Consider the following 25,025-nt stretch of genomic DNA (forward strand, 5'->3'; position numbering starts at 1 on the left):
ACAGCCATGCTGCCCCTTTATTTCTGTTTAATGCACGTTTTATAAGGGAATTAATTCATCAATCATAAAAAAATATGTTGTTTAGCAGCAGATGGGGAGGTCCATATGCCAATCGTAAATGTAATCATGATTATCCTACTAATTGTATTAACTGCATTTTTTGTAGTCACTGAATTCGCTATTGTTAAAGTCCGTAGAACGAGAATCGACCATTTAGCATCCGAAGGAAATAGTAAAGCGATCGCGGCACAAAAAGTGATCGGAAATCTAGATGGTTATTTGTCAGCCTGTCAGTTGGGGATCACCATAACAGCGCTAGGTCTTGGTTGGTTAGGTGAGCCGACGGTTGAAATATTTTTAAGGCCATTATTTGAAAACGCTGGATTGAATGAAGGACTTACGCATACGCTCTCATTTTCAATCGCCTTTTTCTTAATTACGTTCTTACATGTCGTTCTTGGAGAACTGGCACCTAAAACAGTTGCGATTCAAAAAGCTGAGACGGTCTCTTTAGCTACTGCAAAACCAATTATCCTGTTTTATAAGGTCATGTACCCTTTTATCTTTTTACTAAATGGATCAGCAAATCTTTTGACACGTGTCTTTGGTATTAGCCCAGCGAGCGAACATGAGGTAGTACATACAGAAGAAGAGTTGCGCCTAATTCTATCCGAAAGTTTACAGGGTGGGGAGATCAATCAATCAGAATATCGTTATGTAAACAGAATTTTTGAATTCGATGACCGTGTAGCAAAAGAAATTATGATTCCTCGTACAGAAATGGTTTGCTTATTCATAGAGAATACGAGTGAACAGAACATGGCTATCATGCGTGAAGAAAAGTTCACGAGATATCCTGTTGGACATGATGACAAAGATCATATTGTAGGAATCGTAAATATTAAAGAATTTTTTAACGAAAACTTTAGTAGAGAAAATTTTGACCTGAATGATTATATTCGTCCCATCATAACTGTCCATGAATCAATACCGATTCAAAAGCTACTCGTTAAAATGCAAAAAGATCAGACACATATGGCCGTGCTCGTAGATGAATACGGTGGAACTGCAGGAATTGTCACGGTTGAAGATATCTTGGAAGAAATCGTAGGAGAGATCAGAGATGAGTTTGATATTGATGAAGAGCCAGAAATTCAACAAGTAGACCAAAATCAAACCGTAGTAGATGGCAAGGTCCTCATCTCACAAATCAATGAATTATTTGCACTTGATATTGATAATAGTGAAATAGATACGATAGGTGGATGGGTTCTAACAAGATCAATTGATCTAGAAACGAACCATGCTTTTAATTACGAAAGTTATCGCTTTACGATTTTAGAGCTGGATGGTAGACAGATTAAAAAAATAGGGATTGAAAAGATATCAGAAGATAAGTCAACCGAAACGAGTAAAGACTCCTGAACATCGTTCAGGAGTCTTTACTTTTCCATTGCCCATTTTCTGTTTTTTCATATTTATGTTTTACTGCGCTCCATGCTACCTTATGAGCTGTTTCTTCTTTTTTGTATTCTTCAAGTGCAGAATTGAATGCTTCTTTATAAATTTCTTGACCGTGATGAGGAAGGTGATCTCTTACTCCCTCAGGCAGATCTTTAAGTGAATCATACGGCATATGAATCCCTCCTATTAGAACTGAGAATTCCCGTGAAATCCTCAATATAAACTCTTTATTGAGAATGAATAGAATCTGAAATGAGCGGATAATTTCACATTTTTAGTTTAAGTTGCTATGATTAAGGAGAAATTAAGACGTGGGAACAACTTTCCTTATTTAAATTAATTATCATTTAACATTGACTAAAAATAAGGACTGTACTATAATTACCCATGTAAATAAAACAGTTTTTTTGGAGGGATTTTCACCTATGGCAGAACGTATGGTAGCAAAACAAGCACCTAGATTTGAAATGGATGCAGTATTACCAAACAAAGAATTTGGAAAAGTTAGCTTAGAAGAAAACATGAAGAATGACAAGTGGACTGTTCTTTTCTTCTATCCAATGGACTTCACTTTCGTTTGTCCTACAGAAATCACATCACTTAGCGACCGTTTCGACGAGTTCGAAGATTTAGATGCTGATGTAATTGGTGTTTCTACAGATACTATCCACACTCACAAAGCTTGGATCAACACGCCACGTGACATGAATGGTCTAGGTGAGTTAAAATATTCTCTAGCAGCTGATACAAACCACACTGTAGCTCGTGATTACGGTGTTCTTATCGAAGAAGAAGGTATTGCACTTCGTGGCTTATTCATTATCTCTCCAGAGGGAGAATTGATGTATTCTGTTGTTAACCATAACAACATTGGCCGTGATGTTGATGAAACTTTACGTGTACTTCAAGCACTTCAAACAGGTGGACTTTGCCCAGCAAACTGGAAACCTGGTCAAAAGACTCTTTAATCGTCAAAATAGAGCACATATCATAACCCAAGACGTTGTTCTTGGGTTATTTTTGTAATTACTAATGAAAACGCGAACATATTCTGTGAATTTTACATAAGAGGTATTAGTTAGATATTGATTTTCAATTAATGTGGTAAAATAAGGCTATACCCCGAGAGATTGGAGTGAGGGATTTTGAAAAAACAATATGCTGTTATCGGACTAGGTCGATTTGGCGGTAGTATGTGTAAAGCGCTGGCCGATCAAGGAATGGAAGTCCTAGCGATTGATATTGATGAAGATCGAGTAAATGAGTTTTCTAACGTGGTTACACACGCTGTAATCGCTGATTCTACAGATGAGGGTGTATTGAAAAGTCTTGGAATCCGAAATTTTCAGCATGTCGTGGTCGCAATAGGTGACAATCTACAATCGTCCATTCTTACAACACTGATTCTAAAAGAGATGGGTGTAGAAAAGATCACGGTTAAAGCTCAAAACGATTACCATGAAAAGGTATTAAGAAAGATTGGTGCAGATAAAATTATTCATCCAGAGCGTGATATGGGTGTAAGAATAGCTCATCAAATCGTTTCTAACAATGTTTTAGATTATTTAGAGCTATCCGATGAACATAGCATCGTTGAATTGGTCGCAACAAAAAAGATGAATAATAAATCATTGATCGAGTTAGACATTCGAGCAAAGTATGGATGTAATGTTGTAGCTGTTAAAAGAGGTAAAGACATCTATGTTTCACCACAGGCTGACCAATCAATCCATCAAGGAGATGTACTGATCGTAATCGGTGGTGATAAGGACATCAATCGCTTAGAAAAACAAATGGCTAATGAAGAATAAAAAACCGTTGCCCTTAAAAAGGGAACGGTTTTTATTATGAAGAACTAAATTTCCATGATAATAGGTAGAATCATTGGACGTCTCTTCGTCTTTTCATACAAGAATGGCGCCAATGTGTCTGTAATCTCGTTCTTGATTTCAGACCACTGAGTGGTTCTTTTTTCGTTCATGATCGTTTCTAAATGTTTGCTAAGAAGACTTTGAGCATCGTGAATCAAATCTCCAGACTCTCGCATATATACAAAACCTCGAGAGATGATATCTGGTCCGGCTTCAATTTTGAACTCTTTCATGTCCATACTAACGACAACGACTACAAGACCCTCTTCAGAGAGGATTTTACGATCTCGAAGTACGATGTTTCCGATATCCCCAATTCCACTTCCATCTACATAGACGGAACCAGAAGGAATTTTCCCAGCTACCATCGCCTCGTTAGAAGATAGAGCTAATACTTCACCATTATCCATTACAAATGAATTCTGAGTAGGAACATCACAATCAGAAGCAAGCTTCGTGTGCATCTTAAGCATACGATATTCACCATGAATCGGCATAAAGAACTTAGGTTTCATAAGACGTAGCATAAGCTTTTGTTCTTGTTGTCCACCATGACCAGAAGTATGGATATCGTTTAAAGATCCGTGAATAACTTCTGCTCCTGCACGGAACAACTGGTTGATCGTCTTACTTACACTTAATGCATTTCCTGGAATAGGTGAGGATGAGAATACAACAGTATCTCCAGGAATGATTTGAATCTGTCTATGTGTTCCGTTAGCAATTCTTGATAGAGCAGCCATGGGTTCACCTTGGCTACCTGTACATAGAATCGTAACTTGGTTATCAGGGAGACGGTTAATCTGGTTTGCATCAACAAACGTATTTTTCGGTGCTTTAATAAAACCGAGCTCTTGTCCCACTGTAATCGCTGAATCCATACTACGGCCAAATACAGCGATTTTTCTATTGTTTGCAACAGACGCTTCAACGACTTGCTGCAATCTGTGGATGTTCGAAGCGAAAGTAGCGAAGATCACTCGACCTTCCATTTTTCTAAAGATGTCTTGGATGCTTTCTCCGACACGTCTCTCAGAAAGAGTAAAGCCAGGAACTTCACTGTTTGTTGAATCAGATAATAAGCAGAGCACGCCTTCTTTTCCGATCTCAGCCATCTTTGTTAAGTTCGCAGGTTCACCAACAGGCGTGAAATCGAATTTAAAATCGCCTGTATGAACGATATTTCCTGGTGGCGTTTTTACTACAAGTCCGTAAGAATCTGGAATACTGTGAGTAGTTCTAAAGAAACTTACAGATGTTTTACGGAATTTGATCACATCGTCCTCAGTAATTTCATGCAACTGTGCTCGACGAAGCAATCCGTGTTCTTCTAATTTGTTCTTGATGAGAGCAAGTGCGAGTTTGCCACCATAAATCGGAATGTTAACTTGTCTTAGTAGATAAGGGATACCGCCGATATGATCCTCGTGACCATGTGTGATAAACAAGCCCTTGATCTTTTCTTCATTCTTTACAAGATACGTATAATCGGGAATGACGTAATCAATTCCTAAAAGTTCATCTTCAGGGAATTTAATACCTGCATCAATAAGGATGATCTCATCTTGAAATTGGACGGCATACGTGTTCTTACCGATTTCTCCTAGACCGCCAAGCGCGAAAACGGCGGCTTGATGATTTTTTACAAATTTCATAAATTATACATTCTCCAATTCCAATGAATTCGTTTCTTTTTCATACTCAAGAAATTTACCGTTAATTTCTTGTATGTATTCAATGTTGTATTTGCGATCAGCAAGTTTTTTACGTACGTCGTTAATCGTTTCTGCTTCTACGTATACTGTTTGAGTGTGTTCACGAACAGGAACCTCAGTTAAGCTTGTTTGAAAAAATACTTTAAAAATCATATTTCATGTCTCCTTACCGGTCTGTAGTTTTTGAGTTTCTTCGTCCTATTATAAAGGAAAGTGACATGTTTTTCATGTTTTTTCATAATGCATCATTGGAAAACCATAAAAATATTAAAATAATAACTGTTAAGCTATAGAGAATTTCCTATATAATTACCTTAGTTGAGAGGAAAACTTAACTTAGTTAAGAATTAGTTTACCGTTATTATTTTGTTGTCTTACCCATTTCCTAAGTTTTTTTAATAAGCGCGTTCTCATCTTCATTTATTACCCTCCACGACTGTTTTTATTACTAGTATGTGTAGTTGAATGGATATTTTTTATAGGGAAATTGTTACATTTCATGATTGCTATTTTCATTTTAAATAAGGGGTTGAACGAATGAAGTTATATTCGGCGCTTTTAATTTTAAGTTTGATATGGGGAATGTCTTTCTTGTTCATAAAAGTTTTGCTTGAGATATTCGATCCTTGGCAGATTGTATTTCTTCGTTGTTTGCTAGGAATAGTAACAATCATTCCTTTATTCCTTATAACGCGACAGAAAGTAGATTGGAAAAGACTTCCCGTCAAAAAGTTACTTTTCGTTGGCTTCTTAAACGCTGGCCTTCCTTGGGGACTGATCGCATGGAGCGAAACGTTCTTAGATAGTGGGTATACGGCTATATTAAACGCAACTACTCCGATCTGGACGACAATGATGGGTGTGTTCTTTTTTTCCGTCTCATTGCAATGGAAACAATGGGTGGGGGTAATGATCGGTTTTATAGGGATTATGTTACTAATGGACGTAGATGGTCCTGGATTGAGCAAGAATCAATTGTTGTTAGGCATTGTTTTGATGCTTGTAGCTACTTGTTGTTATGGATATAGTTCACAATATGCAAAAAAACATCTTCAACATACAACGGTTTGGATCACTGCTTCGTCTACACTATTTGCAGGAATGCTATTAAGTGCGTTGATGATGTTTTTGACGGATGGTTGGGCAGTTCCTGAAAATCCTATTCACTACAATTCTGTACTATCACTTATCGGTCTTGGAGTCTTTGGTTCAGGGATAGCCTATTTGCTTTATTATTATATGATATCTGCAGGTTCAGCCGAGTTTGCAACTCTAGTTACTTATTTAGTTCCTGTATCAGCTGTCATGTGGGGTAGCGTTCTATTAGATGAGATGATACATAGAAGTGCATATTGGGGATTGATGCTTATTTTTGCCGGCGTCTATCTAACAGGTAAGAGAGTAAAGAAAAAGAACGCGATAAATTTAGAACACGACAGAACAGCATAAGAACAAAAAAACTCACTAAGCCGCCTATTGGAGCTTAGTGAGTTTTTTAAGTTTAATCATCTAATTACAACAGAATTTGCGGGTGGTTCGAACGGCTGTTTTTCATTAATTCGGTCATAGAACATAATACCGTCTAAATGATCAAGCTCATGTTGAAAACAGATTCCAGGAAGACCTTTTAGCTTCAAGTTAACTTCTGAACCGTCAGGTGTGAACCCTTTTACAGTAACTTTTGCATATCGAGGTACAAGTCCAGGAACTTCTCTGTCAACAGACAGGCACCCTTCTCCTCCATCTAAATAAGTCATTTGTACCGAATGACTTATAATTTTCGGATTTAAAAGCGCATAACTGTATAAATTTCCGTTTTCATCTGTTACATGAAAAGCAAAAATACGTTTCGAGATTCCGATTTGAGGAGCGGCTATTCCGATACCAGGTCTTAAATGGTATTTAGCAGCAATCTCTGGATCTTGGCTGTTCTTTACAAATTCGAGAAGCTGGTTAGCTGTTTTAATATCTTCATCTGAAAAAGGAAAAGGTACTTCGACTGCTTTTTCTCTAAGTACAGGGTTACCTTCTCTTATTACATCTTTCATTGTTAACACAAGCAAAACCTCCGTGCCGATATACTTTTAAGTTAATTTAATTTCCTCTTATCATAACATAGAGGATTTTTAATAAAAAAGAACGGGAATAAAATATTTTCCCTCATCTTTCCGATCAATCCTATTTTGTAAAGTGATCTTTTTAAAAGAATTAAAGACTGATACAGCAGAAAAAATAATATGAAACAGTTGAACGCTTGAGGCATTGTAAAAGGGTGGATAACAATGCTGAAAATAAGTGATAACTATATACAACCTATAGATTGACTGTATATCAGCAGTGGTGTAAACTAATTTACGTGAAAAGGATTGTTGTGTTACTCTATTTATATAAATTAGTAATACAGTTAGGGTGCCGTAAGATGGTTTAGCTCTTGGATACAAGGGAAAACTTCAGATGGGTACACAAAGGCATACCTAAAAAGCCTTTTAAAAATATAAACCTGTCTTAAAAATGTTTCACTTTGGGCAACCTGTTAAATATGTGCATGTTTTTAAGATTAGGGAAAATTGACAGGGTAAAAGAAAGGAAGAGGTGACTTTTCATGACGAAAACAATTGATGCAGTTCAAGATCAATTTGAAACGTTCCAGATTCTTTCTGAAGACGGAGAAGTTGTTAACGAATCGGCAATGCCGAATTTGTCTGATGAAGATCTGCAAGAATTAATGCGCCGCATGGTTTACACTCGTATTTGGGATCAGCGTGCGATCTCTTTAAACAGACAAGGACGTCTAGGTTTCTATGCTCCAGTAGCTGGACAAGAAGCTTCCATGCTAGGAACTCACTATGCATTAGATAAAGAAGATTGGATTCTTCCAGGATACCGTGATATCCCTCAAATGGTTTTCCACGGTTTCCCATTAACACAAGCATTCTTATGGTCTCGTGGTCACTTCCAAGGTGGACAGATTCCTGAAGGTGTAAATGTATTGATGCCTCAAATCATCATCGGTGCTCAAATCATTCAAGCAGCGGGTGTTGGTTTCGGACTTAAGAAACAAGGTAAAAAGAACGTATGTATCACTTACACGGGTGACGGTGGAGCATCACAAGGTGACTTCTACGAAGGATTGAACTTTGCAGGAGCTTACCGTGCTAACACGATCTTCGTTGTTCAAAATAACCGTTTTGCGATCTCAGTTCCAGTTGAAAAGCAATCTGCAGCAAAAACGATCGCTCAAAAAGCAGTTGCAGCTGGTATTGAAGGAATTCAAGTTGACGGGATGGACGTTCTTGCCGTTTATGCAGCGACTCAACAAGCTCGTGAGCGTGCAGTTTCTGGTGAAGGTCCTACATTGATTGAAACACTTACTTACCGTTACGGACCACATACGATGGCAGGAGATGATCCTACTCGTTACCGTACAAAAGACCTTGATAACGAATGGGAAAAGAAAGATCCACTTGTTCGTTTCCGTAAGTTCTTGGAGAAAAAGAACCTTTGGTCTGAAGAGCAAGAAAACAAAGTTGTAGAAGAAGCAAAAGAAGATATTAAAGCTGCAATCAAGAAAGCAGACGGAGCGCCTAAGCAAAAGGTTACTGATCTAATCGGATTCATGTTCGAGGACCTTCCGTTCAACTTACGTGAGCAGTTAGAAGAATACACAGCAAAGGAGTCGAAATAATATGGCTCAAATGACTATGATTCAAGCGATTACAGACGCTATGCGCAATGAATTAAAAAACAATGAACAAGTTCTTGTTTTCGGTGAAGACGTTGGTCAAAACGGTGGAGTTTTCCGTGCTACTGAAGGACTTCAAAAGGAATTTGGAGAAGACCGCGTTTTTGATACTCCGCTAGCTGAGTCTGGAATTGGGGGACTTGCAATAGGTCTTGGGCTTACAGGTTTCCGTCCAGTAATGGAGATTCAGTTCTTTGGTTTTGTGTTTGAAGTATTTGATTCAGTTGCAGCACAAATGGGTCGTATGAGATACCGTTCAGGTGGAGTTTACACATCTCCAGTAACAATCCGTTCACCATTTGGTGGAGGCGTTAAAACACCTGAGCTTCATGCGGACAGCCTTGAAGGTTTAATGTACCAAACTCCTGGTATCAAAGTTGTTATTCCTTCAACTCCATATGACGCAAAAGGTCTATTAATCTCTGCGATTCGTGATAACGATCCAGTAGTTTACCTAGAGCATATGAAATTATATCGTTCTTTCCGTGGCGAAGTGCCAGAAGAAGAATACACGATCGAACTTGGTAAAGCAGATGTGAAACGTGAAGGTAAGGATGTTTCTATCATTACTTACGGTGCTATGGTCCACGCTTCACTAAAAGCTGCTGAAGAATTAGAAAAAGAAGGAATCTCTGCTGAAGTGATCGACCTTCGTACCATCAGCCCGCTTGATATCGAAACAATCATGGCTTCAGTTGAAAAAACAGGCCGTGCAATTGTCGTGCAAGAAGCACAAAAACAAGCTGGTATTGGAGCGTTCGTTGTAGCTGAAATCAACGATCGTGCAATTCTTCACTTAGAAGCACCTGTATTGCGCGTAACTGCACCAGATACAGTGTTCCCATATGCTTCTGCTGAAGATGTTTGGATTCCAGATCATCGTGATATTGTAGACAAAGCTAAGAAAGTCTACAATTTCTAAGAAAAAATGAATGTTAGCTGAAAGAGACGTCCGTTCGTGACTGTTTCTTTCAGCTCTTTCACATCATTGATGAAAAAGATTGTTATAAAATAGGAGGCGTTAATCGTGGCATTTGAATTTAAGCTTCCCGATATTGGAGAAGGAATTCACGAAGGTGAAATTGTAAAGTGGTTTGTAAAAGCAGGGGACGAAGTTAAAGAAGACGATATCCTGCTTGAAGTACAAAACGATAAAGCTGTAGTAGAAATCCCATCTCCTGTAGACGGTAAAATTCTTGAACTTAAAGTAGACGAAGGAACAGTATCTGTAGTTGGTGATGTTCTAGTAACAATTGAAGCAGAAGGTGAAATTCCTGCTGATGCTCATGGCGGTGGCGATGAAGCTCCAGAACAACCTAAAGCTGAAGAAGAAAAGAACGTAACTGCTGATCAAGCTCAAGCAGATAAATCAGAAGCAAAAACTGAGGATACTGCTAAAGAAGAACCTGCAGACGAATCTAAGCGTGTAATCGCAATGCCTTCTGTTCGTAAATATGCGCGTGAAAAAGAAGTTGATATTCGTAAAGTACAAGGTTCTGGAGATAACGGACGTGTACTTAAAGAAGACATCGACAAATTCGTAAGTGGCGGGGGAGCGGCTGAAGCAGCACCACAAGCAACTGAAGAAGCGCCTAAAGCTGAAGCGAAGAAAGAAGCGCCTAAAGCGATTCCTGCTGGAGAAATGGAAACTCGTGAAAAGATCAAAGGAATTAGAAAAGCGATTTCAAAAGCGATGGTTAATTCCAAACATACAGCTCCACATGTTACACTTATGGATGAAGTGGACGTTACTGATCTTGTTGCACACCGTAAGAAGTTCAAGCAAGTTGCTGCAGATAAAGGCATCAAGCTTACTTATCTTCCATACGTGGTAAAAGCATTAACTTCTGCACTACGTGAATACCCTGTGCTTAATGCATCTATCGACGATGCAAACGAAGAAATCGTGTACAAGCACTATTACAACATCGGTATTGCAGCAGATACAGATAACGGTCTAATGGTACCAGTTGTTAAAGATGCTGATCGTAAATCCATCTTCAAAATCTCTTCTGAAATCAATGAATTAGCTACTAAAGCACGTGATGGTAAGCTTTCTGGTGAAGAGATGAAAGGCGGATCTTGCACGATTACGAATATCGGTTCTGCAGGCGGTCAATGGTTCACACCAGTAATCAACCACCCAGAAGTAGCGATCTTAGGTATCGGCCGTATTGCTGAAAAAGCAGTTGTTAAAGATGGAGAAGTAGTAGTAGCTCCTGTTTTAGCTTTATCTCTTAGCTTTGACCACCGTCTGATCGATGGTGCAACAGCTCAAAATGCATTGAATCACATTAAGCGTTTATTGAACGATCCACAACTATTAGTAATGGAGGCGTAATTCGATGGTAGTAGGAGATTTTCCAATTGAGTTAGACACACTTGTCATAGGTTCAGGTCCTGGGGGATATGTTGCAGCAATCCGTGCAGCACAATTAGGACAAAAAGTGGCTATTGCGGAAAAGGCAGAAATGGGCGGCGTTTGTTTGAACGTTGGTTGTATTCCATCAAAAGCTTTAATTAATGCAGGCCACCGTGTAGAACATGCGAATCACTCTGAAGATATGGGGATTACTGTTGATAACGTAACAGTTGATTTCAGTAAAGTTCAAGACTGGAAAGCAGGCATCGTTAAGAAGCTTACTGGAGGAGTTGAAGGACTTTTAAAAGGAAATAAAGTTGAAATCATTCGTGGTGAAGCTTATTTCGTAAATGAAAACACTGTACGTATCATGGATGAGAAGAACTCTCAAACATACACGTTCAAAAATGCGATCATCGCTACTGGTTCACGCCCGATTGAAATCCCAGGTTTTAAATGGAGTGACCGTATTATCTCTTCTACAGGAGCTCTTGCTCTTAAAGAGATTCCTAAGAAGATGGTAGTGATAGGTGGCGGTTATATCGGTATGGAGCTTGGAACAGCTTATGCGAACTTCGGTACTGAAGTAACAATCCTTGAAGGAAGCAAACAAATCCTTCCTGGTTTTGAAAAGCAAATGAGCCAAGTCGTTTCAAAACGCTTAAAGAAAAAAGGCAATGTAGAAGTATTTACTGAAGCTATGGCTAAAGGCGTTGAAGAAACTAAAGACGGTGTTACTGTAACAGCTGAGATCAAAGGTGAGTCTATGACTTTTGAAGCTGATTATGTTCTCGTAACGGTTGGTCGTCGTCCAAATACTGAAGAACTTGGTCTTGAGCAAGTTGGTGTTGAAATGACTGAACGTGGTCTGATCAAAATCAATAAAAAAGCTCAAACAAATGTTAGCGGTATCTATGCAATTGGTGATGTAGTTGAAGGTCCAGCACTTGCTCACAAAGCTTCTTACGAAGGTAAAGTAGCTGCGGAAGTGATTTCAGGACATGCTGCAGAGATCGATTACATGGCTATCCCTGCGGTAGTGTTCACAGATCCTGAACTTGCAACAGTTGGTTACGATGAGAAATCTGCTAAAGAAGCAGGATTTGATGTGAAAGCATCTAAATTCCCATTCGCAGCTAACGGTCGTGCTCTATCTATGAACGAGACAGATGGTTTCATGAAACTTATCACTCGTAAAGAAGATGGACTTGTACTAGGAGCTCAAATTGCTGGTGGAAATGCATCTGATATGATCGCAGAACTAGGATTGGCAATTGAAGCAGGTATGACTGCTGAAGACATCGCTATGACAATTCATGCTCATCCGACTTTCGGAGAGATTTCTATGGAAGCAGCTGAAGTTGCAATCGGACTTCCTGTACACATTGTAAAATAAATATACAAATGAAAACCCCTTGTGACTGTACGCAGTTCACAAGGGGTTTTTTCGTTCAATCATATATAAGTAAAAGCATCATAATCTTTATTTAAAAGCACTTGTCTAAAATATTTTAAAAAAGTCTATACCTTTTCCTAATTTAATTAATCTCGATATAGATTATTAATAAAGAATAAATGGAGGAAGCGATGAGAGTTTTACTATGTACTTTCATTCAGATTGTAATGTGGTGCGGTTATTCGATTGTACTTTTTCTATCACATCATGACCATAATTTTTATGAAACAATATTAATGTTGATGTTTGGGTATTTCAACTTTTTAGTAGCGCAGCGTTTAAACATTAACAAATCAGTTGCTTTAAACATGACAATATCATTAACCCTTATATATGTGACAGGTAAAATGATAATTGGATAGGTCCTAACTATTGTATGTTAATCATGAATGTATGTTGATTTTCTCCTCAATTGAAAGGTAAAGGTCAATCGGTTCATTCGACCTTAATAAAAAGATGAATGGCTAAGAAGAGGCCTTCTTTACCATTCATCTATTTGAGGACTACATCCAAAGAGCAATATGAAATATCATCAACAATCCTATTTTAATTTTGTCTCCTCAGAAAGTGCCTTTTTAAGAGAGATCATCATAAAGATTAGTACAAATGCAAACGGAAACGCTGCAATGATTGATGCGGTTTGTAACCCTTCTAATCCACCCGTGTACAAAAGGATAGATGCAGAAGCAGCTATAACGATTCCCCAGATGAATTTAGTCATAGAAGAAGGGTTTAAACGACCATCGCTAGTCTGCATACCTAAGACGAACGTAGCAGAATCTGCTGATGTAATAAAAAACGTACTGATTAAGAAAATAGCCAAGAGCGACATGATCGTTCCGAACGGAAGATGTTCAAACAGTGCAAAAAGAGCTACCTCTGTACCTTTATCCGAAATGATTTTGTTCAGACCAACATTATTAAAGATTTCTAAATGTAGAGCTGCTCCTCCAAAAATGGAAAACCAGAGTGCACCAAAAACAGTTGGGACGAGCAATACACCCATAATGAATTCACGAATGGTTCTACCCTTCGATACGCGAGCTATAAATGTACCGACGAATGGTGCCCATGCGATCCACCAAGCCCAATAAAAGACTGTCCAGCCTTGAATCCAGCCTGCTTCACTAGGTCTGAATGGACTGAGTTTTAAGCTCATGCTAGGAAGGTATTGCAGGTAGTTCCCAAGAGATTGTACGAATACATCCATGATGAAGTTCGTAGAAGACGCGAAAAGCAAGAACGCCATGAGTAGAACAGCTACAATAATGTTCAAGTTACTTAAATATTTTATTCCTTTGTTTAACCCTGTTTGAGCAGAAAGAGTGAATAAAACAGTAACGATGGCGATGATAATCAATTGTGTGGTGAAGTTATTTGAGATGTCTGTTAAGTAAGAAACACCACCACTAATTTGAACAGCACCAAGTCCTAAAGAAGTTGCAACTCCAAAGATCGTGGCAAAAACTGCAACAATATCGATCGTTTTACCGATCGGTCCATGAACTCTGTCTCCCAATAATGGAGTGAAGATGGCACTGATCAATCCTGGTGCGCCTTTTCTAAATTTAAAATAAGCAAGGGACAATCCGATTAACGTGTAAATTCCCCACGGGTGCAATCCCCAATGAAAGAAGCTATATCGAAGCGCTGCTTGAGCAGAGGCAGCATTTCCACCTTCTCCTGATGGTGGCGTATAAAAGTGGCTGATTGGTTCAGCTACACCCCAAAAGACAAGGCCTATACCCATACCAGCACTAAACAGCATAGCAAACCATGTAATTGTTGAGTACTCAGGCTTATCATCAGGTTCTCCAAGTTTGATTTTTCCGTACTTACTAAAAGCTAGATAAAGCACAAAAATTAAGAAGCTCGTTGCTGAAAGCAGGTAGAACCAGCCAAATTTCTCTTGCAAGAAATTTTGAATGACGGTTGCCTTAGCTTGGAATTCGGTAGGAAATAAACTTCCTATGATAACAAAAACGACAGAAATTATTAACGAAACGATAAAAACAATGTTCGGTTGTTTTTTCATCTCTTCACATCCTTTCATGATATGTATTCTTTTTATTTTTCCCTAAGGGCCCGAAAGTTTACATTGTAGTAAAAATAAAATAGGAAGTCCAATCATATGATTGAACTTCCTATTCAAAAAACTCTTTATTCACCTTACTTTTTAGGATAATAATACATCACTCTGCCATTAAAAAGGTGAAGTTCACCTTTTAATTTTGAAGCGATAAACTTACAGAATTCATTGGCTTTACCTTTATCACCATGAGTGGAAATGTCCGTAAGTGTAAATTGTATGTAATGTTGTTCATTGTCCGTATCAACTTCTTTTCCGATACCAACTAAAATATATTTATTTTTTCTTTGATCTAAACCTTTTAAATAAAACCATTTTCCTTTAGCTTCTTCCTTTTCTTCGATCGTGTAAGGAAAGGCTGCTTCAGCATATTCCCATGATAATTGTTCACCAGTTTTAGTTGTGATGGAACGGTAATACAGCAGAAGGTCTTTTAGTTCATCTATTGTGATCACTTGTTGTATAGATGCGGGAACAAGCTTAACATAGGCGCTTTGAGACATGTAATCCACTCCAATTTGTAATTTTTATAGTCAACTACACATATGAATAGTATATCATATTTTAAGAAGATTTTGACAAATTGAGTTTGAAACTTCTTAAATAAGGGAATTACTCTTACATTCAATGACATTTCAATTAGTATAACTTATTTATTTCCAGTAAAAAGACGACCCGATCGATGAACGAGGTAATCATACGAGGAGGGGTAATATGGAATGGTTTGAAAAATTGTACGACGAGAGTGAGTCCGTAAATGTCAGGTTTGTAGGATTTACAACAGATACTGTCAGGTATGATTTTGGCATTGTTTATACGAATATGTTTTTTGGTAAGCCGTTAGTCGTATGCATGCAAACAGGAAGATCAGCGTTATTAGATTCAAATGATATGAGAAATCTTGAATACATCAAGCAGGTGTTTCATATAAAAACACTTAAAGAAGCTGAAGATCTAGCGCTTTTCTTTGAGGAAGCAGTACCAAATATTCAAACAATCGAACAATACGATTAAATAACATATTTTTTTAATGTGTTATACTAAATGTGTTGACAAATTAAATGTGACATAATAATATAAGGATATAAACGTAAGCGCTTTCAAAATGTGAAGGGAGATGGGACGGATGGGAGTAATCATTTGCCAAACGTGTGAAACAACAATTGAGCATTTTGAAGAGGAAAAAGTGACCACTTTATATTCAAACACATGCCCGCATTGCCATGAGCAAACGAACTTAGATAAGTAAGAAAAAAAGAAGACCTCCTAAGGTCTTCTTTTTTATGGCTGATTATCGAATAGCAACTTGTTCTTGGATAACCTTCAAGTATTTTAAATCTGCATTCTCAGGGCCTTGAACAGGGAGACCTGCTTCAAGGTTTTCTTTTATATAATCCAAATTTTCTTTCGTGATGATTTCTCCAGGGATGAAGATCGGAATTCCTGGTGGATAGACCATTACGAATTCTGCGATGATTCTACCTGCAGATTCTTCGAACGGTACACTTTCTGTATTCGCGTAAAATGCATCACGAGGTGAAAGTGCAAGCACAGGTATATCAGGGACATGTACAGGAAGTGCCTTGATCTCCTCATTCTTTGAATGACTTAACTCATCGGAAAGTTGAGTTAACGCTTTAACGAGGATCATCGTATCTTTTTCATGGTCAGCTGTTGTGATCAAACATAATATGTTGTACAGATCAGACAACTCTACCTCAATATTGAAGTTCTGACGCAGCCATGTTTCAGCTTCATATCCTGTAATACCGAGATCCTTTACTGAGATTAAGAGCTTAGATGGGTCATAATCAAATGTAGCTGAAGTGCCGAGTTTTTCTTCACCTACACAGTATAGATTAGGAATATCATTGATCTTTGCTCGCGTTTCATTAGCAAGTCGAATTGTTTTTTCAATCAGTGTATACCCTTCAGTAGCGAGACGACGACGAGCAGCATCCAATGACGCAAGAAGGATATAGGATGTTGATGTCGTAGTCATCATACTAAGAATGGTTTGCACACGTTGTGGCGATACAAGACCTTCTTTTACATTTAGGATTGAACTTCCTGTAAGTGAGCCACCTAATTTGTGAACACTCGTTGCTGCCATGTCTGCTCCAGCTTGCATCGCAGATAGTGGCATGTGATCATGAAAATGAATCAATACTCCATGTGCCTCATCTACTAGTACAGGTACATCAAATCTATGAGCAATATCTACAATCCCTTTTAGGTCAGCTGCAAATCCAAAATAAGTTGGATTGATAACAAGTACCGCTTTCGTATCAGGGTGTTGATTTAAAGCTTTTTCAACGCTATCAGGCGTAATTCCATGTGAGATCCCTAGCTCAGGATCGATCTCAGGGTGGATAAAGATTGGTGTTGCACCTGAAAAAACAATAGCTGTCATGATTGACTTATGCACGTTTCGCGGCACGAGGATCTTATCTCCTGGTGACACGACAGACATGATCATCGTCATAATGGCACCACTTGTTCCTTGTACAGAAAAGAACGTGTGATCGGCACCAAAAGCTTGTGCGGCAAGGGCTTGTGCTTTTTTAATCATGCCTTTAGGATGATGCAGGTCATCTAATGGAGTAATGTTAATCAGGTCGATTGATAGTGCGTTCGGTCCAATAAAATCTTTGAATTCTTCATCCATTCCTTGTCCTTTTTTGTGACCAGGAATGTGAAACTGCAATGGGTTCTTGTTTGCATGTTCACGCAAACCAGTAAATAAAGGAGTTTCATGTTGAGACAATGTATTCTACACCTCATCTATCGTTAACTTATAATAAATTTCCCTTTTTATAAAACAAAAGAAGTATAACAGAAAATGCATGAAGATGTAAGTAAATGATTTAATTTTCAGGGAGGAAATAAAAATGAAAACTAGACTTACAGAACTATTACATATTAAGTTTCCGATCATTCAAGGAGGACTCGCATACCTAGCATATTCAGAACTTGCTTCAGCTGTTTCTAACGCTGGTGGTCTTGGTCAGATTACGGCCATGTCATTCCCTGATTCACACGCATTAAAGTCTGAAATTCAAAAAACAAAAAAATTAACATCTCATCCTTTTGGAGTTAACTTTGCGATCGGACAACATGGAAGACCGTATGAAGACATGCTTGAGGCTGCTATAGAAGAAGGGGTTGATGTAATCAGTGTAACAGGAGGGAACCCTGCGCCTGTATTAGATCGGTTAAGAGGTACAGGAATTAAAACATTAGTACTCGTGTCAAGCGTCAGACAAGCTATGAAAGCCGAACAATTAGGTGCTGATGCAGTAATGGCAGTAGGTCAAGAAGGTGGTGGCCATATCGGGAAAGAGGACACCGGAACATTTGTATTGATTCCTAGAGTGGTAGAGAATGTTTCAATCCCAGTGATCGCCTCAGGAGGTATAGGGGATGGGAAAGGACTGATGGCCGCACTCGCTCTTGGGGCAGAAGGAGTTGAGATGGGTACAAGGTTTATCGCTACAGAAGAATGTGTTCACGCACACCCTTTATATAAACAACTTGTTGTTGAAAGTTCAGAATTAGATACTGTGGTCATTAAGAGGACATTAGGTGCACCTGGCAGAACGCTTCGAACGGATTTCACACTAAAAATTTTAGAAGAAGAAAATAAGGGTGGTACCTATCAACACTTAAAAGATTATATTAGTGGAGAGGCGAATCAAAAATTAATCTATGAAGGAAGAAGCGACGAAGGATTCGGATGGGCTGGACAAATTATTGGAAGGATTAACGATGTGCCTTCAGTAGGAGAGTTATTCAAAAGGATGAGTGCGGAAGCTGAAACCATTAAACAAAGATTAAACAACCTTTTCTAACACTTTTCTAACAATGAGGATACATACCCATACATTTCTGTTGTACGGCAATATACTAGTGGTAAGAAGCAGCGAAACTTCTGCTTCCTGCCACTATTTTTATTTACAGTTTCTTTCTTAGTTCATATAGAGGTAACAATGTTTTGAACGTTTCATCGATTCGTTCGTACCAATCATTCTCACTCATGGCTGCTGCCTCATCTCTATCAATACGAACGCCGCAAAGTAATTCTGCTTTTTTTACTGTGCTAAGACGGGTTGCCATTTCTTCTAGACGATCCTTTTTTACTTCATGATGTGGAAAGCTATCAGGCTTCATATGATCATCTGACCATACAAAATCATTAGGTATATTCTTCTTGATCTTGTTTAAGTTCTTAAGGATGATCTGTCCGTAAGCATCCTTAATGGGTGCTTCGTAGATGAGTGCGAACCACAGAAATACATGCGTTTCCCAAAGTCCTATTTGAAAATGTGGCAACATCTTATAGCCTCTTTTGTTAGGTGCAAAAGCTACCCAAGTATCTTTTGGAGGATTTACCGTTCTTCTTGCATGTTTTGCAACATGAAAGAACATCTCTTCTCCAGTAAGTGCACTTAGTTCTTCTGCATATTTATTCCCTAAGGCCTCGAGTTTTGGGCGAATCTGGTTGATGATTTGCTCCATGCGTTCATCAAGACCTTGCGTTCGGAAAACCTTAAAGTCTGAATCGTTGAATCCGTTAAATGTCATTTAAAAATCCTCCTGGTCGTCAAGTGCTACAAAGAATTTTAACATATGAAAAGCTTTATAAAAAAATGTTTGCATTAGATTCCGCAAAGTGCCGTTTCCATATACATGGCTGCTTCATAAAATGAAGAAAAGAAGATAACGAGAAAAGAAAGGATGTGCCGGTAAAATGAAACAAGTAATGAACACATTGAAAAGAACGGATGCAGAAAGAAGAATTCCAGTATTAAAACTTGAGATTGATTATGAACTAGCTACTTTGTTTGATGCTTTAAAAGCGAAAGATCAGAAACAGATCAACGAATCAAAGCGTAAGCTCGAACGATTAAGGCTGGAGCTCGTGAGATTAGAAGCATGATCCAAGCTGATAGCGGATAACAAAAACGAATCCATCATGAACGGATGGTTCGTTTTTTTGTGAAGAGAATGAAATTGACTTATACTATAAGAAAGGTAAGGAGTGAAAACATGACGAACGAAGAATTGATGAGTATTGAGAAACATTTGAAGACATGGACACTTGAAGCCGCACAGCTCTTAAAAGATTCTTTTCAGAACACGTTAACGATTACATATAAATCCCATATCGCTGATCTTGTCACCGATATGGATAAGAGTATTGAAAAATTCTTTATAACGAAGATCCAGCAGACTTTTCCAGATCATAAAGTGCTTGGAGAAGAAGGCTATGGAGATGAGATTAAAGGGAACTCCAAAGGTGTAATATGGATTATCGATCCGATCGATGGCACGACAAACTTTATTCATCAACAAGCTAACTTTGCGATCTCAGTTGGAATTTATGAAGATGGTATTGGGAAATTAGGACTGATTTACGATGTGGAGGGAAGTAACCTTTATTTTGCTAAAGAAGGTGAAGGTGCTTATTTAAATGGAAAGAAATTACCGAGATTAGAGGAAGTAACATTATCAGAATCTGTTGTTGGAGTTAATGCTACTTGGGTTAGTCCGAACAGACGCATCAATCATGAGCATGTACAGCAGATCATCAGAAAATCTAGAGGGAGTCGATCATATGGATCTGCTGCGATCGAACTCGCTTATGTTGCATCGGGTAGACTAGATGCCTATATGACTCTCCGACTTTCACCGTGGGATTTTGCTGCGGGTTTGATCCTTTTGAATGAGGTCGGTGCTATCGTAAGCCGAACGGACGGTGAACCTGTTCAACTTCTCGAACAAAATAGCATTCTGGCTGCAAAGCCTGGCTTGCATAAAGAAATGTTAGACCACTTAATATAAAACATAGAAAAAAGAGAACGTTCGATTATGAACGTTCTCTTTGCTTCTTTTTAAGAGTAAAACCATATCCCATAAGTACAAATACAGAAACGATCGATATTAGAAAGATCAACCAGCTCTTTTCACCAATTGCAATACCTATGCCGCATATGGAGAATGCCGTTAATAGAGCTATAAAAAAGAAAATGATATTCATGATGACCTCCAAAGCCAAAAACTTGTCTATACTGTATTAAGTGTACCGAATTTACATAAAAAGAAAAAGCCTTTCTGTAAATTTGTGATATAATAGTCGAGTTGAACAAAAAATGATAAGAAAAAGAGATAGGATATAAGGAGAGAATACATTTGAATAGAAGAGATGATTTACGCAATATAGCAATTATCGCCCACGTTGACCATGGTAAAACGACATTGGTGGACAAATTATTACATCAGTCAGGAACTTTCCGTGACAACGAACAAGTTAATGAACGTGCTATGGATTCCAATGCTCTAGAACGCGAACGTGGAATTACAATTCTAGCTAAAAATACAGCAATTAATTATAACGAGAAACGCATCAATATCATGGACACTCCAGGACATGCCGATTTCGGTGGTGAAGTGGAACGTATCATGAAAATGGTTGATGGTGTTCTACTTGTTGTCGATGCATATGAAGGTTGTATGCCTCAAACGCGCTTCGTTTTGAAAAAAGCGCTAGAGCAAAAGTTAACACCAATCGTAGTTGTAAACAAAATTGACCGTGATTTTGCACGCCCTGAAGAAGTAGTAGATGAAGTAATCGATCTATTCATTGAACTAGGTGCTGAAGAAGATCAATTAGAATTCCCAGTTGTTTATGCATCTGCACTTAAAGGGACTGCTTCAATGGATCCAAGCAAGCAAGATGAAGATATGACAGCTTTACTTGATACAATCATCGATACTATTCCAGCTCCAGTTGATAACAGTGCTGATCCACTACAGTTCCAAGTTACAATGCTTGATTACAACGACTATCTTGGCCGTATTGGTATTGGTCGTGTATTCCGTGGAACGATCAAAGTAGGTCAAGCCGTTTCACTAATGAAGCTTGATGGATCCGTGAAAAAGTTCCGTGTTACAAAACTTTTTGGTTTCTTAGGATTAAAGCGTATCGAGATCAACGAAGCAAAAGCGGGAGACTTAATCGCCGTTTCTGGAATGGAAGAGATCAACGTTGGAGAAACAGTATGTCCTGAAGGTCAAGAAGAAGCGCTTCCTGTTCTTCGTATCGATGAACCAACGTTGAAGATGACTTTCTTAGTTAACAACTCACCTTTCGCTGGTCGTGAAGGAAAATATGTAACAAGCCGTAAAATTGAAGAGCGTTTGATGTCTGAGCTTGAAACAGACGTAAGTCTTCGTGTTGAAAACACAGATTCTCCAGATGTTTGGACAGTATCTGGTCGTGGTGAGCTTCATCTTTCAATCTTGATTGAAAATCTTCGCCGTGAAGGATTCGAACTTCAAGTATCAAAACCTGAAGTAATCGTTCGTGAAATCGATGGCGTAAAATGTGAGCCAGTTGAACATGTTCAAATTGACATTCCTGAAGAGTATACAGGTGCAATCATGGAATCATTAGGAGACCGTAAAGGTGAAATGAAGAACATGGTGAACAATGGTTCCGGGCAAGTACGTCTTGAATTCATGGTACCTGCTCGTGGTTTGATCGGTTACACAACTGAATTCTTAACACAAACACGTGGATACGGAATCTTAAATCACACGTTCGACAGCTATCAGCCGATGGTTGCTGGTAACGTTGGTGGACGTCGCCAAGGTGTACTCGTTTCAATGGAAAACGGTAAAGCTTCTCAATACGGAATCATGGGTGTTGAAGACCGTGGTACGATCTTCATTGAGCCAGGAACTGAAGTATACATGGGTATGATCGTTGGGGAACACACTCGTGAGAACGATATTACAGTTAACATCGTTAAAGTAAAGCAGATGACTAACATGCGTTCTGCAAACAAAGACCAAACAGTAAGCATGAAGAAGCCTCGTATCATGTCACTAGAAGAAGCATTAGAATACTTGAACGATGACGAGTATTGCGAAGTAACACCTGAAAGCATTCGTCTTCGTAAAAAAGTGCTTGATAAGAACGAGCGTGAAAGAGTAGAAAAGAAAAAGAAACTTGCTCAAGGCTAAACGTATTTCTTAACAAAACGATCGGGAGTGGGAATCGTGGAGGAACAAGAAATCATGAAAGCGACAGGGGAAGATTCATCCTCCATGGCATTGTTGCTAGGGATTGAGAACGACCCTGTCAGAGCTTTTCTGCTGTTATATCTCATCATAACAGTGTTAAGCATCATAGTTTTTAAGTTAGGATTTGCAAAAAAACTACCGCCGTTAAAAGCGGTAGTGATTTATTTATTTTTGATCATCGGATGTTTGCCACTAGCATTTTTCGGCATCGGACTGCCGGTTGCTGAAGGTTTGATGGTAGCTGCACTCATCTTGATCATCTATAAAGTCCGGCTTCATCAGAGCAAGAAAGAAAAAGGCTGATAGGGGGTTCTGTTATGCAACTTGTTGACGCTCTATCCAATTGGTTGAGCATTAGGAAAGTACATGATGAAAGACCCAACGACCTAGCAGCAAAGGAGACTTTTGAATTTTTTACTGAGATTCTTACAGAAGATCATCATGTGAACATCATTGCTGTTACGACTTCAGGTCCTTACTATGAAGTAAAGTATGAAGTGAACGGCATAGAAAGCTCGGAAAAGTTTTTTATAGACAGTATTGATGCTTTATACGAAGGAATTCAAAGTGAACCAAGATTTAACGAGGAGTGCTGATTAATCAGTACTCCTTTTTTTATTAAGTTGAGCTACGAAATATGCAATGATGATCGCGAAGAGTATATGGCCGAGTAACCAAAGTAAGAATGGTAACGTTATTGAGTCTGAAAAAGGTTTTTCCACAGCTAGGTGGTAAAGGGGGAAAAAGGTGAACGACATGACTCCATTGATGACTAAAGAGATCTGATAAGGGTGATTATAGATTTTGCAAAGTACATCTACAACTGCGATAAGAATAATCGCGATGATAATATGAAGACTGAACTGAAAGGGTTCATTATAGATAATGGAATCGGGAAGAGGCAGAAAATCAATATTTAATAAAAATGTGTAAAGTTTCATTTCAAATAGTACTTCTGGAATGTAAAAAAAACAAGCCAGCAGAACGCCGGCGATGGTACCATATAAAATCCATGAAATAATCCTTTTGTTATTACCAATCATTGTTTGTATCCGGACTTCGATATAATGTGAAATTCCCGGTAGCTTCACGCTCCGCGGTTTTTCGCGTTATGCGTTCTCTGCAAGATTCGCACATGAACGTGTGTATAGGACGGTTTCTTAATTTTTTTGCAAGGGAGCATTCATTTTCAATAACTTCAATATTATCGCATAATACGCATTTTACACGCATTGTATTTCACCTCTTTCAACCAGTATACCATAAAGAAATTGGAAAATTAAATGAACGATGCTTGGGCTGCGAGTAGAAAGTAATATAAGAGAAAGTTTTTAAGAAAATGCAGTGTGCGTAATTTCCAGGGAAACAAAATGAACGGATTGTCTTTTGGTAGCGAACACACATCGTTTGATACGAGGTAAATTGTATTTTATTCGAAGAAAGATGCCATAATTACGCGGTAATTCAAATTAATTACGAGTAGAAAATTTTTATCCGATTTTCGACGTATAAAAAGACTCATGAGCTCAGGCATCATGAGTCTTTTCCATTCTGAAAAATCACGTTTCATTTAATCGTTGAGGCTGATTCTTATCTGATTTTTCTTGTTTTTGCTGCTGATTTTTAAGCTCTTGTTGTTCTCTTTTTGATAATTGGCTATCGTTCGTTTCCGTTGGGGAAGGCTTTTTGGTCTGAATGCTGTGAGGCACTTGTGGCATTAATCTTCCAACGATCCCTGCTAGCTCTTTCATGATTCCGCCGATCGGATGACCTTGGCGGATTTGTTTACCCATCTGACGTAGTCTTTCTACTGTATCAGGGTCAGCTGTAACGAGAGCATTCTTTCCGTTAGGGTCATTCTTTAAGGATTCGGCAACCGAATATTTGATAGATCCTACTTTTGAATTATCTAGCTTGCGATCTACATCTATTCCCACGACAGCATATGGACCTAATACAACAGCTGTTGCATCTTCTACACCTGGAATACCAGTAGCTAATCCTACTAGGTGCCTTGATATCTCTTGTGAACCTTTTGGCTGGTGAGGTTTTTTGCTGTTTGCCGTTTGATTTACTTTTGTAAGCCTAGGAGCATTTTGGTCATTCTGAGCGTTATCCTTATTATTGTTCATGCAGCCAAACAGTACGAATATAGCACTAAGAACGGCTACGATACGAAAAATTTTCAATGAAATTCATCCTTCCAGTTCCTTTTTCGTTATTTTTTGTACATTCTTC

The 25,025-nt window shown here is 38.5% G+C and carries 28 protein-coding genes; 16 read left to right on the forward strand and 12 right to left on the reverse strand.

What is annotated here, in order from left to right; all coding sequences use genetic code 11:
• The first annotated feature begins 105 nt into the window (after positions 1–105).
• The gene (locus ABE65_RS07785; RefSeq protein WP_066393259.1) at positions 106–1,425 is read left to right on the forward strand and encodes a hemolysin family protein; all 1,320 of its coding nucleotides are present in this window, start codon (positions 106–108) and stop codon (positions 1,423–1,425) included.
• 7 nt (positions 1,426–1,432) lie between these two features.
• On the opposite strand, the gene ABE65_RS07790 is transcribed toward ABE65_RS07785, so the two are convergent.
• Positions 1,433–1,636, reverse strand: coding sequence for a ChaB family protein (locus ABE65_RS07790; protein WP_066393261.1), 204 nt, complete (start codon positions 1,634–1,636; stop codon positions 1,433–1,435).
• A 253-nt stretch (positions 1,637–1,889) separates the two neighbouring features.
• Here ABE65_RS07790 and ABE65_RS07795 point away from each other — a divergent pair, with 253 nt between their 5' ends.
• Together ABE65_RS07795 and ABE65_RS07800 are read left to right on the forward strand one after the other, a co-directional pair.
• The gene (locus ABE65_RS07795) at positions 1,890–2,432 is read left to right on the forward strand and encodes a peroxiredoxin (RefSeq protein ID WP_066393264.1); all 543 of its coding nucleotides are present in this window, start codon (positions 1,890–1,892) and stop codon (positions 2,430–2,432) included.
• A gap of 177 nt (positions 2,433–2,609) precedes the next feature.
• Complete coding sequence (locus tag ABE65_RS07800) at positions 2,610–3,275, forward strand: potassium channel family protein (protein ID WP_066393266.1); 666 nt, start codon at positions 2,610–2,612, stop codon at positions 3,273–3,275.
• A 44-nt stretch (positions 3,276–3,319) separates the two neighbouring features.
• Here the strand turns inward: ABE65_RS07800 and rnjA are convergent, their stop codons facing one another.
• Entirely contained in the window at positions 3,320–4,990 is a 1,671-nt protein-coding gene (gene rnjA / locus ABE65_RS07805; protein ID WP_066393269.1) for a ribonuclease J1, read from the reverse strand.
• 3 nt (positions 4,991–4,993) lie between these two features.
• Positions 4,994–5,203, reverse strand: coding sequence for a DNA-dependent RNA polymerase subunit epsilon (locus tag ABE65_RS07810; RefSeq protein ID WP_066393272.1), 210 nt, complete (start codon positions 5,201–5,203; stop codon positions 4,994–4,996).
• A 384-nt stretch (positions 5,204–5,587) separates the two neighbouring features.
• Here ABE65_RS07810 and ABE65_RS07815 point away from each other — a divergent pair, with 384 nt between their 5' ends.
• On the forward strand, positions 5,588–6,499 hold the full coding sequence (locus tag ABE65_RS07815) for a DMT family transporter (protein ID WP_066393275.1): 912 nt from the start codon (positions 5,588–5,590) through the stop codon (positions 6,497–6,499).
• A gap of 56 nt (positions 6,500–6,555) precedes the next feature.
• On the opposite strand, the gene def is transcribed toward ABE65_RS07815, so the two are convergent.
• Positions 6,556–7,107, reverse strand: coding sequence for a peptide deformylase (def, locus tag ABE65_RS07820; protein ID WP_066393278.1), 552 nt, complete (start codon positions 7,105–7,107; stop codon positions 6,556–6,558).
• 545 nt (positions 7,108–7,652) lie between these two features.
• Between def and pdhA the strand changes: the two genes are divergently transcribed.
• From pdhA to lpdA, 4 genes are all read left to right on the forward strand, one after another.
• Positions 7,653–8,735, forward strand: coding sequence for a pyruvate dehydrogenase (acetyl-transferring) E1 component subunit alpha (pdhA, locus tag ABE65_RS07825; protein WP_066393280.1), 1,083 nt, complete (start codon positions 7,653–7,655; stop codon positions 8,733–8,735).
• Between the two features lies 1 nt (position 8,736).
• Entirely contained in the window at positions 8,737–9,714 is a 978-nt protein-coding gene (locus ABE65_RS07830; RefSeq protein WP_066393282.1) for an alpha-ketoacid dehydrogenase subunit beta, read from the forward strand.
• A 105-nt stretch (positions 9,715–9,819) separates the two neighbouring features.
• Complete coding sequence (locus ABE65_RS07835; RefSeq protein WP_066393287.1) at positions 9,820–11,133, forward strand: dihydrolipoamide acetyltransferase family protein; 1,314 nt, start codon at positions 9,820–9,822, stop codon at positions 11,131–11,133.
• A 4-nt stretch (positions 11,134–11,137) separates the two neighbouring features.
• A complete protein-coding gene (lpdA, locus tag ABE65_RS07840) occupies positions 11,138–12,550 on the forward strand; it encodes a dihydrolipoyl dehydrogenase (RefSeq protein ID WP_066393289.1) in 1,413 nt (470 codons plus the stop codon).
• A 601-nt stretch (positions 12,551–13,151) separates the two neighbouring features.
• Here lpdA and ABE65_RS07850 read toward each other — a convergent pair.
• On the reverse strand, positions 13,152–14,645 hold the full coding sequence (locus ABE65_RS07850) for a glycine betaine uptake BCCT transporter (RefSeq protein ID WP_066393306.1): 1,494 nt from the start codon (positions 14,643–14,645) through the stop codon (positions 13,152–13,154).
• 134 nt (positions 14,646–14,779) lie between these two features.
• On the reverse strand, positions 14,780–15,202 hold the full coding sequence (locus tag ABE65_RS07855; protein WP_066393308.1) for a DUF1885 family protein: 423 nt from the start codon (positions 15,200–15,202) through the stop codon (positions 14,780–14,782).
• A gap of 211 nt (positions 15,203–15,413) precedes the next feature.
• On the opposite strand from ABE65_RS07855, the gene ABE65_RS07860 reads away from it, so the two are divergent.
• Together ABE65_RS07860 and ABE65_RS21490 are read left to right on the forward strand one after the other, a co-directional pair.
• A complete protein-coding gene (locus tag ABE65_RS07860; protein ID WP_066393310.1) occupies positions 15,414–15,713 on the forward strand; it encodes a DUF3055 domain-containing protein in 300 nt (99 codons plus the stop codon).
• Positions 15,714–15,825: 112 nt separating this feature from the next.
• Complete coding sequence (locus tag ABE65_RS21490) at positions 15,826–15,948, forward strand: GapA-binding peptide SR1P (RefSeq protein WP_082861350.1); 123 nt, start codon at positions 15,826–15,828, stop codon at positions 15,946–15,948.
• 42 nt (positions 15,949–15,990) lie between these two features.
• Here ABE65_RS21490 and ABE65_RS07865 read toward each other — a convergent pair whose 3' ends face one another.
• Complete coding sequence (locus ABE65_RS07865; RefSeq protein WP_066393313.1) at positions 15,991–17,466, reverse strand: aminotransferase class I/II-fold pyridoxal phosphate-dependent enzyme; 1,476 nt, start codon at positions 17,464–17,466, stop codon at positions 15,991–15,993.
• A 118-nt stretch (positions 17,467–17,584) separates the two neighbouring features.
• Between ABE65_RS07865 and ABE65_RS07870 the strand changes: the two genes are divergently transcribed.
• Positions 17,585–18,550: an NAD(P)H-dependent flavin oxidoreductase gene (locus ABE65_RS07870; RefSeq protein ID WP_156499143.1), complete on the forward strand. Its 966-nt coding sequence runs from the start codon at positions 17,585–17,587 to the stop codon at positions 18,548–18,550.
• Positions 18,551–18,653: 103 nt separating this feature from the next.
• Here ABE65_RS07870 and ABE65_RS07875 read toward each other — a convergent pair whose 3' ends face one another.
• On the reverse strand, positions 18,654–19,283 hold the full coding sequence (locus ABE65_RS07875; protein WP_066393323.1) for a YktB family protein: 630 nt from the start codon (positions 19,281–19,283) through the stop codon (positions 18,654–18,656).
• 166 nt (positions 19,284–19,449) lie between these two features.
• Here ABE65_RS07875 and ABE65_RS07880 point away from each other — a divergent pair, with 166 nt between their 5' ends.
• Together ABE65_RS07880 and ABE65_RS07885 are read left to right on the forward strand one after the other, a co-directional pair.
• Entirely contained in the window at positions 19,450–19,638 is a 189-nt protein-coding gene (locus ABE65_RS07880) for a hypothetical protein (protein WP_066393326.1), read from the forward strand.
• Between the two features lie 110 nt (positions 19,639–19,748).
• Positions 19,749–20,543, forward strand: coding sequence for an inositol monophosphatase family protein (locus ABE65_RS07885; protein WP_066393327.1), 795 nt, complete (start codon positions 19,749–19,751; stop codon positions 20,541–20,543).
• Positions 20,544–20,568: 25 nt separating this feature from the next.
• Here the strand turns inward: ABE65_RS07885 and ABE65_RS22040 are convergent, their stop codons facing one another.
• On the reverse strand, positions 20,569–20,739 hold the full coding sequence (locus ABE65_RS22040; protein WP_194270833.1) for a DUF5325 family protein: 171 nt from the start codon (positions 20,737–20,739) through the stop codon (positions 20,569–20,571).
• A gap of 152 nt (positions 20,740–20,891) precedes the next feature.
• Between ABE65_RS22040 and typA the strand changes: the two genes are divergently transcribed.
• The 3 genes from typA to ABE65_RS07900 all read left to right on the forward strand — a co-directional run bounded on the left by typA (position 20,892) and on the right by ABE65_RS07900 (position 23,383).
• Complete coding sequence (gene typA, locus ABE65_RS07890; RefSeq protein WP_066393328.1) at positions 20,892–22,727, forward strand: translational GTPase TypA; 1,836 nt, start codon at positions 20,892–20,894, stop codon at positions 22,725–22,727.
• A gap of 84 nt (positions 22,728–22,811) precedes the next feature.
• The gene (locus ABE65_RS07895) at positions 22,812–23,090 is read left to right on the forward strand and encodes a YlaH-like family protein (protein ID WP_228116289.1); all 279 of its coding nucleotides are present in this window, start codon (positions 22,812–22,814) and stop codon (positions 23,088–23,090) included.
• A 14-nt stretch (positions 23,091–23,104) separates the two neighbouring features.
• Positions 23,105–23,383, forward strand: a complete 279-nt coding sequence (locus ABE65_RS07900) for a hypothetical protein (RefSeq protein WP_066393329.1) — start codon at positions 23,105–23,107, stop codon at positions 23,381–23,383.
• Here ABE65_RS07900 and ABE65_RS07905 read toward each other — a convergent pair whose 3' ends face one another.
• The 3 genes from ABE65_RS07905 to ABE65_RS07910 form a co-directional block, all read right to left on the reverse strand.
• A complete protein-coding gene (locus tag ABE65_RS07905; RefSeq protein WP_156499144.1) occupies positions 23,384–23,728 on the reverse strand; it encodes a hypothetical protein in 345 nt (114 codons plus the stop codon).
• A 91-nt stretch (positions 23,729–23,819) separates the two neighbouring features.
• Entirely contained in the window at positions 23,820–24,020 is a 201-nt protein-coding gene (locus tag ABE65_RS21495; protein ID WP_082861351.1) for a YlaI family protein, read from the reverse strand.
• A gap of 326 nt (positions 24,021–24,346) precedes the next feature.
• Positions 24,347–24,976: a YhcN/YlaJ family sporulation lipoprotein gene (locus tag ABE65_RS07910; RefSeq protein WP_066393337.1), complete on the reverse strand. Its 630-nt coding sequence runs from the start codon at positions 24,974–24,976 to the stop codon at positions 24,347–24,349.
• Positions 24,977–25,025: the final 49 nt, after the last annotated feature.

This window comes from Fictibacillus phosphorivorans (assembly GCF_001629705.1).
In the GTDB taxonomy this organism is placed as follows: domain Bacteria; phylum Bacillota; class Bacilli; order Bacillales; family Fictibacillaceae; genus Fictibacillus; species Fictibacillus phosphorivorans_A.